General features: G+C 68.9%; 18 protein-coding genes. 9 read left to right on the forward strand and 9 right to left on the reverse strand.

The genetic code is table 11. The annotated features are described in order from the left end of the window. Positions 1-33: 33 nt before the first annotated feature. The 4 genes from QMO76_RS28825 (at position 34) to QMO76_RS28840 (ending at position 4,148) form a co-directional block, all read left to right on the forward strand. Positions 34-1,914 carry an ABC transporter ATP-binding protein gene (locus QMO76_RS28825; RefSeq protein WP_306364487.1) on the forward strand — a complete coding sequence of 627 codons (1,881 nt, stop codon included), beginning with the start codon at positions 34-36 and terminating at the stop codon, positions 1,912-1,914. Positions 1,915-2,041: 127 nt separating this feature from the next. Beyond that, positions 2,042-2,605 (forward strand): TetR/AcrR family transcriptional regulator, encoded by a 564-nt coding sequence (locus QMO76_RS28830; protein WP_306364488.1) that lies wholly within the window; start codon positions 2,042-2,044, stop codon positions 2,603-2,605. Beyond that, entirely contained in the window at positions 2,602-3,153 is a 552-nt protein-coding gene (locus QMO76_RS28835) for a hypothetical protein (protein WP_306364489.1), read from the forward strand. The genes QMO76_RS28830 and QMO76_RS28835 overlap by 4 nt, the downstream gene beginning before the upstream one ends. A 38-nt stretch (positions 3,154-3,191) precedes the next feature. Further along, positions 3,192-4,148 (forward strand): trans-aconitate 2-methyltransferase, encoded by a 957-nt coding sequence (locus QMO76_RS28840; protein WP_306364490.1) that lies wholly within the window; start codon positions 3,192-3,194, stop codon positions 4,146-4,148. Between the two features lie 281 nt (positions 4,149-4,429). Here the strand turns inward: QMO76_RS28840 and QMO76_RS28845 are convergent, their stop codons facing one another. Further along, the gene (locus QMO76_RS28845; protein WP_306364491.1) at positions 4,430-5,425 is read right to left on the reverse strand and encodes an oxidoreductase; all 996 of its coding nucleotides are present in this window, start codon (positions 5,423-5,425) and stop codon (positions 4,430-4,432) included. Between the two features lie 71 nt (positions 5,426-5,496). After that, positions 5,497-6,297, reverse strand: coding sequence for an enoyl-CoA hydratase/isomerase family protein (locus QMO76_RS28850; protein ID WP_306364492.1), 801 nt, complete (start codon positions 6,295-6,297; stop codon positions 5,497-5,499). Between the two features lie 125 nt (positions 6,298-6,422). Here QMO76_RS28850 and QMO76_RS28855 point away from each other — a divergent pair, with 125 nt between their 5' ends. The 3 genes from QMO76_RS28855 (at position 6,423) to QMO76_RS28865 (ending at position 7,952) form a co-directional block, all read left to right on the forward strand. Next, a complete protein-coding gene (locus QMO76_RS28855; RefSeq protein ID WP_306364493.1) occupies positions 6,423-6,878 on the forward strand; it encodes a hypothetical protein in 456 nt (151 codons plus the stop codon). Between the two features lie 61 nt (positions 6,879-6,939). Continuing rightward, on the forward strand, positions 6,940-7,512 hold the full coding sequence (locus QMO76_RS28860) for a TetR/AcrR family transcriptional regulator (protein WP_306364494.1): 573 nt from the start codon (positions 6,940-6,942) through the stop codon (positions 7,510-7,512). Beyond that, positions 7,509-7,952 carry a PaaI family thioesterase gene (locus QMO76_RS28865; protein WP_306364495.1) on the forward strand — a complete coding sequence of 148 codons (444 nt, stop codon included), beginning with the start codon at positions 7,509-7,511 and terminating at the stop codon, positions 7,950-7,952. The genes QMO76_RS28860 and QMO76_RS28865 overlap by 4 nt, the downstream gene beginning before the upstream one ends. Positions 7,953-8,004: 52 nt before the next feature. On the opposite strand, the gene QMO76_RS28870 is transcribed toward QMO76_RS28865, so the two are convergent. From QMO76_RS28870 to QMO76_RS28895, 6 genes are all read right to left on the reverse strand, one after another. Then, on the reverse strand, positions 8,005-8,418 hold the full coding sequence (locus QMO76_RS28870; RefSeq protein WP_306364496.1) for a VOC family protein: 414 nt from the start codon (positions 8,416-8,418) through the stop codon (positions 8,005-8,007). A gap of 42 nt (positions 8,419-8,460) precedes the next feature. Continuing rightward, the gene (locus tag QMO76_RS28875; RefSeq protein WP_306364497.1) at positions 8,461-8,958 is read right to left on the reverse strand and encodes a GNAT family N-acetyltransferase; all 498 of its coding nucleotides are present in this window, start codon (positions 8,956-8,958) and stop codon (positions 8,461-8,463) included. Positions 8,959-8,995: 37 nt separating this feature from the next. Continuing rightward, positions 8,996-9,223, reverse strand: coding sequence for a hypothetical protein (locus tag QMO76_RS28880; RefSeq protein ID WP_306364498.1), 228 nt, complete (start codon positions 9,221-9,223; stop codon positions 8,996-8,998). A gap of 143 nt (positions 9,224-9,366) precedes the next feature. Then, positions 9,367-9,591, reverse strand: a complete 225-nt coding sequence (rpmB, locus tag QMO76_RS28885) for a 50S ribosomal protein L28 (protein ID WP_306364499.1) — start codon at positions 9,589-9,591, stop codon at positions 9,367-9,369. Positions 9,592-9,805: 214 nt separating this feature from the next. Then, positions 9,806-10,411, reverse strand: a complete 606-nt coding sequence (locus QMO76_RS28890) for a response regulator (RefSeq protein ID WP_306364500.1) — start codon at positions 10,409-10,411, stop codon at positions 9,806-9,808. A 100-nt stretch (positions 10,412-10,511) separates the two neighbouring features. After that, positions 10,512-11,963: an MFS transporter gene (locus QMO76_RS28895; RefSeq protein ID WP_306364501.1), complete on the reverse strand. Its 1,452-nt coding sequence runs from the start codon at positions 11,961-11,963 to the stop codon at positions 10,512-10,514. Between the two features lie 364 nt (positions 11,964-12,327). Between QMO76_RS28895 and QMO76_RS28900 the strand changes: the two genes are divergently transcribed. Beyond that, positions 12,328-12,999 (forward strand): TetR/AcrR family transcriptional regulator, encoded by a 672-nt coding sequence (locus QMO76_RS28900; protein ID WP_306364502.1) that lies wholly within the window; start codon positions 12,328-12,330, stop codon positions 12,997-12,999. A 74-nt stretch (positions 13,000-13,073) separates the two neighbouring features. Here QMO76_RS28900 and lon read toward each other — a convergent pair whose 3' ends face one another. Next, on the reverse strand, positions 13,074-15,419 hold the full coding sequence (lon, locus tag QMO76_RS28905) for an endopeptidase La (RefSeq protein WP_372342113.1): 2,346 nt from the start codon (positions 15,417-15,419) through the stop codon (positions 13,074-13,076). A 361-nt stretch (positions 15,420-15,780) separates the two neighbouring features. Here lon and QMO76_RS28910 point away from each other — a divergent pair, with 361 nt between their 5' ends. Next, the gene (locus QMO76_RS28910) at positions 15,781-16,131 is read left to right on the forward strand and encodes a hypothetical protein (RefSeq protein ID WP_306364504.1); all 351 of its coding nucleotides are present in this window, start codon (positions 15,781-15,783) and stop codon (positions 16,129-16,131) included. Positions 16,132-16,133: the final 2 nt, after the last annotated feature.

The following is a 16,133-nucleotide window of genomic DNA, read 5'->3' on the forward strand; positions in this document are numbered from 1 at the left end:
TTCCATAGACCCGAAGCGGTGAGGAGAGCGGGCATGAGTATCGAATCCGTGGCGTGGGATCAGCTGTATCGGCAGGTGCACGCGCCCGATGAGCAGCGACCGCTGCGGCTGGCGACGGCGCGGCGGATTCTGGCCTTCGCCCAGCGACACCACCGCCGGCTGCTGGCCTTCCTCGGCTTCAGCGTGGCCTCGGCGCTGCTGGCGGTTGCCGGTCCGGTCCTCGCCGGCCGGGTCGTGGACGGCATCGTGCGGGGGTCCGCGCCGCGCGTGGTGGTGACGCTGGCAATCGTCATCGGCGTGGTGGCGGTGCTGGATGCCGCACTGGGGCTGGTCATTCGGTGGCTGTCGGCGCGCATCGGCGAGGGGCTGATCTTCGACCTGCGCACCGCCGTATTCGATCACGTGCAGCGGATGCCGGTCGCCTTCTTCACGCGCACCCGCACCGGCGCGCTGGTGAGCCGCCTCAACAACGACGTCATCGGCGCGCAGCGGGCCTTCAGTTCCACCCTGTCCGGGGTGGTCACCAATCTGGTGACACTCCTGCTCACGCTGGCTGTCATGCTGCGGCTGTCCTGGCAGATCACGCTGCTCGCACTGGTACTGCTGCCGGTGTTCGTGCTGCCCGCGCGGGCCATGGGGCGCAGGCTGGCCGGAATCCAAAGGGAGGCGGCCGGACTCAATGCCGCCATGAGCACGCAGATGACCGAGCGGTTCTCCGCGCCCGGCGCGACCCTGGTGAAGCTGTTCGGGCGGCCCACGCAGGAATCGTCGGAATTCGCGCTGCGGGCGGGCCGGGTGCGCGATATCGGAGTGCGCACGGCCATGTTGCAGACCGTGTTCATCACGGCGCTGACCCTGGTGTCGGCGCTGGCCATCGCGCTGGTGTACGGCCTGGGCGGGTTCTACGCCCTGCGCGGACAGCTGGAAGCCGGTGCGGTGGTGTCGCTTTCGCTGCTGCTGACCCGGCTGTACTCGCCGCTCACGGCACTGGCCAGTGCCCGCGTGGACATCATGTCGGCGCTGGTGAGCTTCGAGCGGGTCTTCGAGGTGCTGGATCTGAAACCGCTCATCGAGGACGCGCCCGATGCGCGGGCGGTGCCGGACGGGCCGGTGTCGGTGGAGTTGGACGCGGTGAACTTCGGCTACCCCTCGGCGGACAAGGTGTCGCTGGCCTCGCTGGAGGAGGTGGCGACCCTGGACACCCGGGGCGGGGAGCAGGTGCTGCACGAGGTGTCGCTGCGCGCCGAGCCGGGGCAGATGGTGGCGCTGGTCGGCTCCTCGGGGGCCGGGAAATCCACCATCGCGCAGCTGGTTTCGCGGCTCTACGACGTGGATTCGGGCGCGGTGCGGCTGGGCGGTGTGGATGTGCGCGAGTTGCGGGGCAGCTCCATCCAGGCCACCGTCGGACTGGTCACCCAGGACGGGCACCTGTTCCACGACACCATTCGCAACAATCTGCTGCTCGCCCGGCCCGAGGCCGACGACGAACAGCTGTGGGACGCGCTGCGCCGAGCCCGCCTGAGCGAGCTGATCGCATCGCTGCCCGACGGCCTGGACACCGTGGTCGGCGAGCGCGGCTACCGGCTCTCCGGCGGGGAACGGCAACGGCTGACCATAGCCCGGCTGCTGCTGCGGCAGCCGCGCGTGGTGATCCTGGACGAGGCCACCGCCTCGCTGGACTCCACCTCGGAGGCCGCGGTGCAGGCGGCGCTGGCCGAGGCGCTGGCCGGACGGACGGCCCTGGTCATCGCGCATCGGCTGTCGACGATTCGCAATGCGGATCAGATCGTGGTGCTCGAGCACGGGCGGATCGTGGAGCGGGGTACGCACACCCAGCTGCTGGCGGAGCAGGGGCGGTACGCGGAGCTGTACCGGACCCAGTTCGCGGACGACAGCCAACCGGCAGCGGCCTGAACCCGACCGCGGGACAGCGTTTCTCCTGCGGGCGCGGTGCCATCGCGGCACCGCGCCCGTGCCGTTCCGGGGTTGAATGCTTCGACTCCCACCCTTATTATGACTGAACAGTCAGTCATAATAAGGAGTGGTCCTGTCTCCCAAACGGGTCGACAAGACCGCGCGGCGGCAGGAGATCCTCGATGCCGCCGTCCGGGTCTTCGCACGAAAAGGGTTCGCCGCCTCCCGAATCGACGACGTGGCCGCCGCGGCCGGCATTGCCAAGGGCAGCGTCTACCTGTACTTCGACAGCCGCGACGCCCTGCTCAAGGCGGCCTTCGAGCAGTACAGCGCCGAGGCGCTGGCCGCCGTCCAGCGCGCCGTCGACGGCGACGCCCCACCGCTGGACCGGCTCACCGAACTGATCCGCGGCGTCTTCGAGGTGCTGGCGGGCGCACCCGACCATGCCCGCGTCCTCTTCGATCTGTGGGCCACCGACTACATGAAGGACGTCTATCGCGAACAGCGGCGCATCATCACCGGACTGCTCGCCGAGATCCGGCCCGACCTGGGGGAGGCGCACGCGACGGTGATCATCGGCGTCATCGAGGGCGTGCTGCTGCAATGGCTCGTCGACCCCGACGTGCCCATCGGACGACTGGCGCAGCCGATGCTGGATATCGTGCTCGACGGATTGCGAGAACGCCCGTGACCACCCGCTCCATCTCCGATTACCTCATCGCCCCCGACGCCACCCGCGCCGAGCGGATGCTCGGCTACGGCGCGGCCGCGGCCGGAGCCGCCGGGGCCGCCGCGCTGGCGGTGCACGCGCAGTTCTCGGCACTCGCCATCGGGGTCATCGCCGTCATCGCCTTCGACCTGTTCGGCGGGTCGGTGGTCAATGCCACCGCATCGGCCAAGCGGCACTTCCACCGGCCCGGCCGCACCGCGCGGCACCATCTCGGCTTCGTGGCGGTGCACGTGCAGCCATTCCTGCTGGCCCTCGTGGTGCCCGAATTTCCCTGGTACAGCGCGGCCTTCGTCTATCTGCTCGCCCTGGGCGGTGCGATCGCCGTGCTGGCCGCGCCCGCCGCGGTACAGCGACCGCTCGGCTTCGCGTGGGTGACGCTGGCGCTGCTGCTTCCGCTCGACATTCCCGCTGTACTGGCGTGGCTCACGCCGGTCCTGCTGATCAAGCTGTTGCTGGCGCATCTGCAACCCGACGGGATGCGCGGCACGGTTTTGCCGAAACAGCAATGAAAGTTGCCATGGCGGCGGAGGTGGCTAGCGTCGTAACCATGGGCGCACAGACACACGGACATACCCACGGACACGCGCACGGCGGACACGGTCAGGCGCACGGCGGACATGACCACCTGACCCACGACGGTATCGACTGGTCGACCCGCATCGGGCACCTGCGGCGCGAGGACGCCGTAGCGGCCGAGGCCGGTGCCGGTATCGCGCAGCGGCTGGTCGGCGGCCTGCCCGTCGGGGCCACCGTCGTGGATGTCGGCTCCGGCGCGGGTGGTCAGGCGGCCGCCTTCGCGACCGCCCTCGCCGCCCGGGGCGGCGGGCGCGTCGTGCTGGTCGACGCCGTCCCGGAACTGCTGACCGCCGCCGAGGAAGCCGTGCACAACGCACTGGACGGAGGCGTCGACGCGGAATCGGTGCGGGTGGACAAGGTGCACGCCGACGCGGCCTCCGATGAGCTGCTCGATCGCGTACCCGAGGCCGACCTCGTGTGGGCGGCCCGGGCGGTCCACCACCTGCCCGATGAGCAGGCCGGTGTGCACCGGCTCGCCCGGCTGGTGCGCGCCGGTGGCTACCTGGCGCTGGCGGAGGGTGGCTTGGCCACCCGGTACCTGCCCTGGGACCTCGGGCTCGGCGAGCCCGGCCTGCAGGACCGCCTCAATGCCGCCCGCGATATCTGGTTCGCCCGGATGCGCGCGGATATGCCCGGATCGGTGCGGATGCCGTACGGGTGGGGCGTCGCACTGTCCAAGGCGGGTCTGGCCGAGGTGACCTCGTTCAGCGTGCTGACCGACCACCCCGCACCCGCCGGCCCGGCGGTGCGCGAGGCCGTGGTGGAGTGGCTGAGCATGATGAACGACCGCATGGACGAGGAGTTGTCCGAGGCGGATCGGGATGCGCTGCGGGCGCTGCTCGATCCGGCGGCCGACACCTATGTCGGCAGGCGCGACGACATCTTCCTGCTCAGCGCCGCCACCGTGCACGTCGGCCGCCGCGGCTGAACCTCGCGTCGGCTGTCGGCTCGTCCGTCCATCGGGACGCGAACACCGTCGTCGATGCGGACCCGCCGGGTGGACGGCCGACGGCCGGGCGGGCAACAGGGTACACGGTCCAGCGGGCGGGCCAGGCTACGGTCCGGCGAGCAAGGCTCCGGTCCAGGGGGCGGGCAGGGTACGGTCCAGCGAGCACGCAGCGTACGGTCCAGCGGGCTGCGGTCCGACGGTCCGGCGGGCAGTGGCGCGGGCAGCCGGGCGAGAACCGCCTACCTTGACGAGCGCAGTGTTCAGAACTCGCCCGCCACGCCGAGGACGGTGCGCCCGGAGTGGGTGCCGTCCAAGATCGAGCGCAGCACCTGGGGCGCGTCTGTGATCGGCGCGTAGTTCTCCAGCAGCGAAAGATGGCGCGGCTTCAAGTCTTTCGCCAGCCGCGCCCACAGTTCCCGCCGGGGGCCGATGGGCAGGTTCACCGAGTCCACGCCCAGCAGCGAGACACCGCGCAGGATGAAGGGCATCACCGTGGTGGGCAGCTCCGTACCCCCGGTGAGGCCGGAAACCGCCACGGAGCCACCGTAATTCACGGTGGAGAGAATGTAGGCGAGCGAGCGGCCGCCCACGCTGTCGACCGCACCAGCCCACCGCGACTTACCGAGGGGGCGGATCTTGGCGTCGGGATCCTCGGGCAGGCGGCCGATCACCGACGCCGCGCCGAGTGTGCCGAGCAGCTCCGCGGCATCGGACTTGCCGGTGGAGGCCACCACCTCGAAGCCGAGACCGGCCAGGATGTCCACCGCGACGCTGCCGACCCCACCGGTCGCGCCGGTGACCAGCACCGGTCCGGATTCGGGGGTGAGGCCGCGGTCCAGCAACGCCTGCACACTCAGGGCCGCGGTGAAACCGGCCGTGCCGAGCGCGGCGGCCTCGCGGGGCGTGAGGCCCTCCAGCGGCACCACCCACTCCGCGGGAACTCGGGCGTACTCGGCGAATCCGCCATTGCGCGAAACACCGATCTCGTAGCCGTGCGCCAGCACCGGATCGCCGGGCGCGAACGCCGGGTCCTCCGACGACACCACCTCACCGGACAGATCGATGCCCGGAACGATCGGGTATTCGCGCACCACCCCGCCGCGCGGCGTAATGGCAAGCCCGTCCTTGTAATTCGCACTCGAGAAGTGCACCTTGATCGTCACCGTGCCCGCCCCGAGGAAGTCGTCGCCGACCTCCTCACGAGCCAGCACCACACTGCCGTCGGATTCGCGTGCCACCATCGCCGAGAACGCCATGCAGCCGAGCATAGGCCGTTCCCGCGCGCGAGACCGTGGTCACGGCGGCGCGGTATTCGGACCGGCGACCGTCAGGCGAATTTCGGGGCGCGTTTGCCCAGGAACGCGGCGATGCCCTCCTGGCCGTCGGCGGAACCGGCCGCATCGGAGATGAAGCCCGCCTCGGTGTTCATCTGCTCCTCGAGGGTGTGGCCGTGGGTGACCAGGAGCAGCTTCTTGACGTGGGCGTTGGCGGTTCTCGGGCCGGCGGCGAACTGTTCGGCGAGGGCGTCGACGGTGGCGGTGAGGTCGGCGTCGGGGACAACGCGGTGCAGCAGGCCCCACTCCAGCGCCTCCGCGGCCTTCAGGGTGCGGTTGGTGAGCATGAGTTCCTGGGTGCGGCGCAGGCCGATCAGGCGGGGCAGATAGTAGGACGAACCGCCGTCGGGGCTCAGCCCCGCGCGGGTGTAGGCCATGGTGAAGGCGGCGGATTCGGCCGCGACCACCAGGTCACCGGCGATGGCCAGGCTGAAGCCCGCGCCCGCCGCGGTGCCGTTGACGGCCACGATGAGCAGGGCGTCCATCCGGGCGAACGAGGACAGGGCCTGATGCAGGTCCTCGGCGAGGGACTGCACGTACGGGCCGGGGCCCGCCGCGGCGGCGGCCATTCCCTTGAGATCGCCGCCGGCGGAGAAGAAGCGGCCCGCGCCGGTCAGGATCACGACCTTGAGCGTCGGGTCGTCGACGCACAACCCGGCCGCGGCGGCCAGTTCGCGGCCGAGGTCGGCGTTGATGCCATTGGCGGCGTCGGGCCGATTCAGCGTGACGCGGGCGATGTCGCCGGTCCGCTCGAACCGGATCGTCTCGAACTCGGTCGTGTTCCGGTCGCTCATGGGTGATCCCTTTCGTCGCTTGCGGACAGCATGACAAACACCGGGGCCGGGGGCAGCCACGAGCCCCTGTTTCGCATTGGGTATCGGGGGCATAACAGTTCTGTCCGATGGGTTCGGGTCGTCGTATGCTCGGGCGCAGTTTTCGTGGAGGAGCATCGGTGAGCGGTTCCAATGTGCAACGGCAGGCGTCGGCAGTGAAAGTCTCTTCTTTGGAGCTGAATTCAATCGGTGGCAGGCGAAAGATGAACGGCGAGTGGGCCGTTCCGACACAGATTCGCGCCGAATCACCGAAAGGCACTGTGACAGTCGACTTCACGCGCGCCTTCTGTCCCCACCGCGAAATCGATATGCGCGTCGACGTCGGCTCCGGCTCGGTGGTGCTGGTGGTGCCGCGCGGGTGGCGGGTGCACCTCGACGAGGTGCGCACGGACGTCGGGCGCGTGGTGAACCGGGTCAAGCGCAAGCCGTTCCCGGGCGCCCGGGTGGTGCGGGTGAGCGGTCATGTCGAATCCGGCGTGGTGAAGGCCCGGTATCCGTACCGCTACCTCGGGACCTGGTTCAAGGGGCGCAGCCCGCACTGAGCCGCGGCCGCTCGGCAGCGGGGCCATTGCTCCCTCGCGCGAACAGAACTAGATTCTGTTCGTGCAGATTCGAGATCGGTTGCTGCTGGCGGCCGAGCGGCAGTTCGCGGAATACGGCGCGCTCGACGCCACCCTGAGCCGCATCCGCGCCGACGCCGGAGCCAGCGTCGGCGCGCTCTATCACCACTTCCCGGACAAGGCCGAGCTCTACCGTCAGGTCTGGGCCAATGCCCTGGCCGATTACCAGCGGCACTTCTGGTCGGCGGTCGGCGACAGCGCCGACGCAGAATCCGGAATCCGCGCCGGTGTCGCGGAACACCTGCGCTGGGTCACCGACAACCGCCACCGCGCACAGGTTCTCACCTCCGCCCGGCCACCCGGCGTGCACGAGAGCGAGAGCAACCGCGAATTCCTGCGCGGCATTCTGCGCTGGTGGCGCACCCATGCCGCCTACGGCACCGTCCGCGAACTCGACTTCGACCTGCTCTACGCACTCTGGCTCGGCCCCGCCCAGCAGTACGCGCGCCTGTGGCTCGGCGGTGAGATCCACACCGCCCCGGTCGATGTGGCCGATCCACTGGCCGAGGCCGCCTGGCAGTCCCTCCGCACACCCCCGACCCGAGGACCCGCATGACCAAGACCCTCGACCTCGACCTCGCCCGCACGGTGCTGGAGGCCCAGGCTTTCAGTCGGCTCGTCGGCGCCCGGATCACCGCCTTCGGCGACGGATCCGCCACGCTGGAAATCCCCATCCGCCCGGAACTGGGCCAGCAGTTCGGCCTGGTCCACGGCGGCGTGCTCGCCTACGCCGCCGACAACGCCCTCACCTTCGCGGCCGGAACGGTCCTGGGCGACAACGTCCTCACCGGCGGATTCACCATCACCTATCTGCGCCCCGCCACCGGCGTGCGGCTGCGCGCGGTCGCCAATGTCACGGGGGCAACCACACGGCAAGCCGTATGCCACTGCGAGATCTACGCCGATGACGAGAACGGCGAGTCGGCGCTGTGCGCGGTTGCGCAGGGAACGATCCGCTCGGTCGAACGAGAACTGAACGGAAGTGGCACCGCCTGAGCTGAGCGCATCCGTGTCATCGCCGCCCGCACGTTTCGTCGGGAAGCCCGGATCAGGTGGAGTAGCCGCCGACCAGCTCGCTGTTCCGACGGGAGGCGGCGTCATTGACCCCGATGATGTAACCGTCGGGATCAGCGAAGTAGAACTCACGTGTGCCCGTGTGATCGACCGAGGGTCCACGCAGGATGTCGGTGACCGCGGCACAGGTGTCGAGCATGGCCTGGAAGTCCTGGACCTCGAGATAGAACATGCCGGTGAACCCGATCGGCTGGCCCGTCAACTCCGGCAACCAGTCCTGCAATTGCGCATTTCGATACAGCATGCCGCAGAACTGGCCGTCGAATACGAGCATGTGGATATCCTCGGGGCCCGTCGCGGTTCGACTGTCCACGGTGAACCCGAGCTTCTCGTAGAACGCCTTGCTCACAGCGGTGTCCTGCACGCCGAGACAGGGGACGAACGGCATGTGCTTGTCCTTTCGTTTCGTGGGCGAGCTGCGGATACGAGTTCAGTCGAGGTGTTTGACCAGGATGTCGTAGTCGCCTGCCAGCCTATGGGGTGTCCAGCCTTGTGTGCGGTAGAGCCGTTGGGCGGGTTGGTTGTCGCGATGCACACCCAGCGCCAGGGACCGCACACCCGCCTGGGCGGCGGTGTCCTGCAATTGGCGCAGCAAGGCGGTCCCCAGACCGCGGCCGCGTGTCGCAGCGGTGGTGGCGATCGTGAGTTCGGGGGTGTGGTCATCGACGAATGCCGGTGAGGCGACCGATCGGTCGAACAGCCGCACCCAGGCCGCACCGACGGGTGTGCCGTGTTCGTCCTGGGCGATGACGCCCAGGTCGGTCGGACCACCCCAGTCGGCGACATACCGGTAGGAGCCCGGTGTGCCGGGCAGCTCGTCGAGGGTGAGCAGGTGCCCGGAGGCGTGGGCGGCTTCGATCAGCATGCGCGCCAAGAACGGTTGATCGTCGGATGTGCTCGCACGCAAGGTGTATCGGGAAGTGGGCATGTCGATTCTCTGGTGTCGGGGGCGCTGGGCCAGCGTGTCAGCGGGTGATCGGGCGGAGCCGATGCCGCAGCCGTTCGCTGTGTTGTCCGTATACGGGATCGTTGAGCGGCGCGTCGAGAAAATCGTTGTGCCGCAGTCGCCGCCCCAGCCGGGATTCGAGGCAGCCGATACACAGGATGCTGTCGGGTCGGGCTCCCGCGTGTTGCCAGAGGGCGTCGTGCACGGTGTACCACTCGTCGGGGCCCTCGAGCGGCGCGGTCGGCACCGCGCAGTCATGGCACGGAAACTCCTCTCGCGCGGGATGCGAGGATTTCCCGGTACCTCCTCGCCCCTCCACCGTGCGGATACGCCGCACGAGCCGGTGTACCGATCGCTGCAGGGGCGAATCACCGCCGCCACGGTGGTTGCTCACGGCGTCGCACGCCGCTGCACGCTGCCTTTCTTCAGGCATGAGGTGCACACCTTCATCCGTACGGGGGTGCCGTCTTTCACAGCGCGCACCGACTGGATGTTCGGGTTGAACCGGCGGCTGGTGCGCCCTTTGACGTAACGCTGCTGCGCGCGGCGCCCCGCGCGCGCGACACGGTTGCCGAAGCTGGGCTTCTTGCCGCACACATCGCAGTGGGCAGACATGAGTTCTCCTTTTCTCGAAAGTGTTCGCCGTCGGTCCGATCGGCGGGATCACAAGGGGATAGCGTCGGACGCGATCATGGGATACGCGAGATGCTTTTCGGTCGACCTTCACCGAGAATCCGCAGGCTGACCAGCGCCGGAACATCGCGTACACCGGTTCTGACGACCGACACATCGTGCGAATCGCATTCGATTCGATGCACAATGCACGCATTCAGATCCAGCCCCGGGTGGTTGCGATCCGGATGGACTCGATGCGGTTGCGGGCACCGATCTTGCGGTTGATGGCGGCGAGTTTGTTGCGAATCGTTCCTGCCGAAAGGTGCAGTGCCGCCCCGATTTCCTCCGGCGTGTGCCCGTACGACGCGAGCCGCAAGATGCCGACCTCGCCCGCACCGAGCGGATTGTCGGGGGTGTGCAGGGCTTCGGCCACAGCGTGCGGCTCCAGCACCCGTTCGCCGTGCGCGACGCGATTCACGGTGTCGGTCAACGCTTCCAGGGGTGCACTCCTGCTCAACAGTCCGTCCACCGGGGCCGTGAGTGCGCGGCCGAGCAGGTCGGGCCGGTTCGGTGGCGTCACCAGCACCACCCGGCAGTCCGATGGCGCAGATCGAAGTCGGACCGCGACCGAGATCCCGTCCAGCCCGGGCAGATCGGCGTCCAGCACCGCGACATTCGGACCGGTGCGCACGGCGCACGGCGCCACCGCGGTACCGGTGGCCACCTGCGCGACCACCTGTACCCCGGGGATCCCGGACAGCACCGCAGCCATCGCTTCGCGGGGGAGCCGCAGGCCGCTCGCGATCAGTACTCGAATCATGGGACTTCCGTTTCCGGCAATGCCGATGTGATCGGAGGAATGGACATCCGAAGGCACCCCCGAGCCGTCCCCACACATCCGGTAGGGGGACGGCTCGGGCTCAGCCTCGCGGCTGCCGGCGCGGCAGGAGGAACATCAGCGCCCACATCAGTACCAGTGCGCCGATGACGTACCGGAGCGTTGCGGCGAACGCGTCGGTCACTTCGGTGCCGTGCGCGCCCGCGGGTGCGTGCACGAAGTACGCCACCGAGGTCAGTGCGATACCCAGTGCGGTGCCGACCTGCATCGCGGTGTTGAACACACCCGACGCCGCACCCATATCCGCCGGATCGACCTGCCCGAGTGCCAATCCGGCCAGGCCCGCGCCGATCATGCCGAAACCGCATCCGAGCGCAAGCATCGGCGCGACCGCAGCGGCGAATGGCACCCCGGTGCCCTGCACGCTGACCAGCAGCTGATAGCCCAGCAGTGTCGCCGCGACCAGCAGCGCGCCGGCCTGGGGGACTCGACGCGCGTGTGCGAGAGCGAGTTTCGAGGCGATCATCGCACCACCCATGCCGCCAATCGCCACGGCGGCGGCGGCCGGTGCGAACCGAGCCGGAGACAGGCCGAGACCGTCCTGCATGAACAGGGTCCAGGTCAGCAGGAACACCCCCGAGACCAGCCCGAAGATCAGCTGGGAGGACACGCCTCCGACGAAGGACCGGCTCCGGAACAGCGTCAGCGCCAGCAGCGGTGATCCATTCCCAGCGATCTTGGTGCGCTGGTGCGCCACGAACGCCGTCAGCACCGCGACACCACCGATCATCATCGCCACACTCCACGCGGGCCAGTGGTACTGCCCGCCCACGGTGAGTGGATAGACGATCAGCAGCAGTCCGGAGCTGCACAGTAGGATGCCGAGCGGATCCAGACGCCGCGCGTGCGGGTCACTGGACTCCGGGATGAACCGCAGCCCGAGTGCTACCGCGGCCAGCCCGATCGGAATGTTGATCAGGAAGATCGAGCGCCAGCCCAGCTCGAACAGATCCGCGCCGGTGAGCACGCCACCGAGCACCGGGCCGAGCACCCCGCCCAGCGACATGATCAACCCGTACAGGCCGAATGCCTTGGCGCGCGCCGCGCCGTCGAAACTGACATACAGCGTGGCCAGCACCTGCGGCACCATGACCGCCGCGGCCCCGCCCTGTAGCGCTCGCGCCGCGATCAGCATCGCCGGTCCGGTTGCCAGGCCACACAGCAGTGAGGCCAAGGTGAACGCGCCGGTGCCGAGCAGGAACACGCGCTTGCGGCCGTACAGGTCGCCCAAGCGGCCGCCGGTGATCAGCCCGAGCGCGAACACCAGGGTGTACGCGGCCGGAATCCACTGCACCGCCACACTTGTCGCACCGGTCTCGGCCTGGATGGTCGGCAACGCGGTGTGCACGATCGATCCGTCGAGCGCATTCATCAACTCGGCGACCAGTACCACCACCAGGGTGATGGTGAGAGCCCGTCCCGCGGTGCCGAGAGGGCCGCGAGCACGGGCGGTGTCGAGGGTTTCCGAAGACACGAAAACCTCCTGTTCTGACAGTTGGGAGATACGGGTAGGCCGGGGCCCACGCACGCCACTGCGCACAGGAGGGGTGGGGAGGGTACGACAGAGCCCAGGCCATCGGGGTACAAGCCGTCCACGACCCGACCCGAGCACGCACGCGGCGGCTCATGAGGTCGGTGCCGGAACAACGGCTACTTGGCCTGGGAGATAAGTCATCACCTCGAAACTCGATCGGAGCGGATTAGGGATTACCGCTAGGTACATTTGTACCCTTAAAGGAGTCGCCGGCGCAGCCGATATGAGCCGACTCACATTAGGTACCTATGTACCTTGGAGGGTCCGCGAGGAGAATCCAGACGGGCCGAGATAGGAGGTGCCGATGAGCGAGCCGCTCGAGCAGCGCCCAACCCCGCAGCGGCGCCGCCGATTCGACCCGCACCGGCGCGAACGCATCGCCCGCGCCGCGATCGAGGTCATCGGCGAACGCGGCGTGGAGGGGTTGACCCATCGCGCGGTCGCCGCGGCCGCCGACGTCCCGATCGCCGGCACCACCTACCACTACAAGGACAAAGAAGAACTGCTGACCGCGGCGCTCGAACTCTGCGTCGCGGACTACGCCGCGCTCATGGCCGCCATCCCGGGAGCGGACCCAGCCATGACGATCGAAGGGATCATCGATCAGACCGCCGAGGCCCTGATCGGCTGTTTCACCACCGAACGCACCCTCACCACCGTGCAGCTGGAGCTGTATGTCGCCGCGATTCGACGTCCCGCGTTGCGCCCGATCGCCGACCGGTTCACCGAAGCCACCCGGACCATGTACGCCCACTACACCGACCCAGACACCGCGGCATTGCTCACCGATACCGCACAGGGAATCACCCTGCGCGGCATAGCAACCGACACCCCGCCCACCGCCGAGCAGATCACCGCCCTGCTGCGCCGTTGCTTGTCACACCACGGACCACCGAGAGGTCACCACGACGAGGGGCTACGCGGCACCCGCCCGGGTGCCGCCGAATATCGCAGCACCCCTGAACAGTACCGATAGCCGAAAAGCTTGCGGGCCGTGACTGTTTCATGTGAAACAGCCACGGCCCGTATGAGATCGCCGGGAGATTGCCGTCAGGCCGTCCTGGCCAGTCGACGGTCCTCCAGCGCCGGTTCGGCGACCGGCTCGATGGCATAGGCGAGGATCTCGGCCACGTCGGCGACGGGGCGGACATCCAGGGCCTCCAGCACCTCGGCGGGCACCTCGTCCAGATCCGGCTCGTTGCGGGCCGGGATGAACACGGTCTTCAGGCCCGCACGCTGGGCCGCCATCAGCTTCTGCTTGACGCCGCCGATGGGCAGCACCCGGCCGTTGAGGGTGACCTCGCCGGTCATGCCGACATCGGCGCGGACCTTGCGGTCCAGGGCCAGCGAGACCAGGGCCGTCACCATGGTGACGCCCGCCGAGGGGCCGTCCTTCGGCACCGCGCCCGCCGGGAAGTGGATGTGGATATCGCGATCCAGCACCGACGGTTCGATACCGATCTCCTCCAGGTGCGAGCGCACGTAGGTGAGGGCGATCTGCGCCGACTCCTTCATGACGTCACCCAACTGGCCGGTGAGGGTGAGCGAACGTTCGCCCTCGGCCGCATTGGCCTCGATGTAGAGCACGTCGCCGCCCAGGCCGGTGACGGCCAGCCCGGTCGCGACGCCGGGAACCGCGGTGCGTTCCACCGAATCCGGGGTGAAGCGCGGACGCCCCAGGTAGTCCTTCAGGTTGGGCAGGTCGATGGTCAGCGATGCCCGGTCGGCGTCCTCGTAGCCCAGCGACGGGTCGTAACCCAGTCCGGCACCGACGATTTCGTCGAAGCCTTGCTGGGACAGCCTGGTCGCGGCCTTGCGCAGCGCCTTCGCGATCAGCCGTTCCAGCTGCCGCACACCGGCTTCCCGGGTGTAGTCGGCCGCGATCTCCCGCAATGCCGCGTCGGTGATCGAAACCTCCTGCGGGGTCAGGGCATTGCGCTCCAACTGCCGCGGGATGAGGAAGTCGCGGGCGATGGCCACCTTGTCGTCCTCGGTGTAGCCGTCGACGGTGATCAGTTCCATGCGGTCCAGCAGCGGGCCGGGAATGGTCTCCATGACATTCGCGGTCGCGATGAACAGCACATCGGACAGGTCCAGATCGAGATCCAGGTAGTGGTCGCGGAAGGTGTGGTTCTGCGCCGGGTCCAGGACCTCCAGCAGCGCCGCCGCGGGATCGCCGCGGAAATCGGAGCCGACCTTGTCGATCTCGTCCAGCAGGACGACGGGGTTCATCGAACCCGCCTCCTTCATGGCGCGCACGATCCGGCCGGGCAGCGCACCCACGTAGGTGCGGCGGTGACCGCGGATCTCGGCCTCGTCGCGCACCCCGCCCAGGGCGACGCGCACGAACTCGCGGCCCAGCGCCCGCGCCACGGACTCACCCAGCGAGGTCTTGCCCACGCCGGGCGGGCCGACCAGCACCAGCACCGCGCCGGAACCGCGACCGCCCACCACCTCCAGGCCGCGCGCGGCCCGCCGGGCGCGCACCGCCAGGTACTCGACCATGCGGTCCTTCACCTCGTCCAGGCCGTGGTGATCGGCGTCCAGGACGGCCCGCGCGGCCGCCACATCGGCGCTGTCGGTGGTTTTCTCGTTCCAGGGCAGCTCCAGGACGGTGTCCAGCCAGGTGCGGATCCAGCCCGACTCGGGGCTCTGGTCGCTGGCGCGCTCCAGGCGGCCCACCTCGCGCAACGCGGCCTCGCGGACCGAATCGGGCAGGTCGGCGTTCTCCACCCGGGTGCGGTAGTCGTCCGCGCCGTCGGGCTCGTCCTCGCCCAGCTCCTTGCGGATGGCGTTGAGCTGCTGGCGCAGCAGGAATTCGCGCTGGGTCTTCTCGACGCCCTCGCGCACCTCCTCACTGATCTTCTCGCTGACCTCGGTTTCGGCGATATGCGCCTTGGTCCAGGCGATCAGGCTGGTCAGACGGGTTGCGGTATCCGGTGTTTCGAGCAATTCGCGCTTGTGCTCATTGCTCAGCCACGACGCCCACCCGGCCGCGTCGGCCAGGGCGGACGGATCGGTCAGCTGATTGACCGCGTCGATGACCTGCCACGCCTCACGGCGTTGCAGCACGGCGACGACCAGCTTCTTGTATTCGTCGGCCAGTTCGGTGGTGCGGCCGTCGGCGGCGGGCGTCTCGACCTCCTCGGCCTCCACCCACAGCGCCGCACCCGGACCGGTCACGCCGTGTCCGATCTTGGCGCGCCGCTCGGCCTTCAGCACCGCGGCGGGCGCGCCACCACGCATCCGACCGACCTGTTCGATGGTCGCGACCACACCGTAGGTGGCGTAACCCTCCTCGAGCCGAGGCGCGAGCAGCACCTGTTCGACCTTTCCGGCCCGCGCGGCATCGATGGCGGCCTGCGCGGATTCGTCCAGCTCGATCGGCACGACCATGCCGGGCAGCACGATCGGATCGGTCAGGAACAGGACCGGCAGGTTCTGAGAAGTACTCACGTCTTCGACCCCTTCCAAGGTTGAGCGTTATCTACTCAACCTCGCACCCCACGGACTTGTTCCGACTGACCGGTTCGCCCCTGGCGAACACGGCGCGGTGCGTCTGCCACTGCCCCGAACGACCGATCCGCGGGCACGCCGAGCCGTCGCCGTGACCGCGAGGCGTACCGGTTGGACCGAATCCGACCCTGCCCCGTCCGCTCCACCGCACCGGTTGTCCGGTTCGCCCAGCCGAAACCGGGCGATTCGTGGCAGCATGACTTGGCATCCACGTCACTCCACCGTCCGGGGAGATTCGGCTATGAGCAACAGTCCTGATACGTCCGGTGAAGTGGTGTTCGATTACACCGCTTCGGCCGCTTATACCGCCGCCGCCGCTCAGGCCGCCGGGCTACTGTCCACGGCGTCCGGTGGGGCCGCGCGGGCCGCCGCGTTCGACCTATCCGGGTTGGGCGTTCTCGGTGCGGATTTCGCGGCGGCCTGGGCTGCCGCCTGGGGGAATCTGGGTAGGACCGTGGAGACGGCGGCGGTGCTCACCGATGCCTACGGTCAGGCCGTCAAGGCGTGGGGGGAGGTCATGGCGGCCACGGACGCGCACAGTGCCGACGCGATCGCCGCCACGGTGGCCGATACGCCGACGCGAGAGGTGTAGTC

This window comes from Nocardia sp. CC227C (assembly GCF_030767025.1).
Taxonomy (GTDB): domain Bacteria; phylum Actinomycetota; class Actinomycetes; order Mycobacteriales; family Mycobacteriaceae; genus Nocardia.

Excerpts from the sequence above, each read along its gene's own strand:
- QMO76_RS28825 (WP_306364487.1), top strand. The coding sequence starts at position 34 with ATGAGTATCGAATCCGTGGCGTGGGATCAGCTGTATCGGCAGGTGCAC.
- QMO76_RS28840 (WP_306364490.1), top strand. The coding sequence starts at position 3,192 with ATGGGCGCACAGACACACGGACATACCCACGGACACGCGCACGGCGGA.
- QMO76_RS28845 (WP_306364491.1), bottom strand. The coding sequence starts at position 5,425 with ATGGCGTTCTCGGCGATGGTGGCACGCGAATCCGACGGCAGTGTGGTG.
- QMO76_RS28850 (WP_306364492.1), bottom strand. The coding sequence starts at position 6,297 with ATGAGCGACCGGAACACGACCGAGTTCGAGACGATCCGGTTCGAGCGG.
- QMO76_RS28855 (WP_306364493.1), top strand. The coding sequence starts at position 6,423 with ATGCTCGGGCGCAGTTTTCGTGGAGGAGCATCGGTGAGCGGTTCCAAT.
- QMO76_RS28865 (WP_306364495.1), top strand. The coding sequence starts at position 7,509 with ATGACCAAGACCCTCGACCTCGACCTCGCCCGCACGGTGCTGGAGGCC.
- QMO76_RS28870 (WP_306364496.1), bottom strand. The coding sequence starts at position 8,418 with ATGCCGTTCGTCCCCTGTCTCGGCGTGCAGGACACCGCTGTGAGCAAG.
- QMO76_RS28875 (WP_306364497.1), bottom strand. The coding sequence starts at position 8,958 with ATGCCCACTTCCCGATACACCTTGCGTGCGAGCACATCCGACGATCAA.
- rpmB (WP_306364499.1), bottom strand. The coding sequence starts at position 9,591 with ATGTCTGCCCACTGCGATGTGTGCGGCAAGAAGCCCAGCTTCGGCAAC.
- QMO76_RS28890 (WP_306364500.1), bottom strand. The coding sequence starts at position 10,411 with ATGATTCGAGTACTGATCGCGAGCGGCCTGCGGCTCCCCCGCGAAGCG.
- QMO76_RS28900 (WP_306364502.1), top strand. The coding sequence starts at position 12,328 with ATGAGCGAGCCGCTCGAGCAGCGCCCAACCCCGCAGCGGCGCCGCCGA.
- lon (WP_372342113.1), bottom strand. The coding sequence starts at position 15,419 with ATGGTCGTGCCGATCGAGCTGGACGAATCCGCGCAGGCCGCCATCGAT.
- QMO76_RS28910 (WP_306364504.1), top strand. The coding sequence starts at position 15,781 with ATGAGCAACAGTCCTGATACGTCCGGTGAAGTGGTGTTCGATTACACC.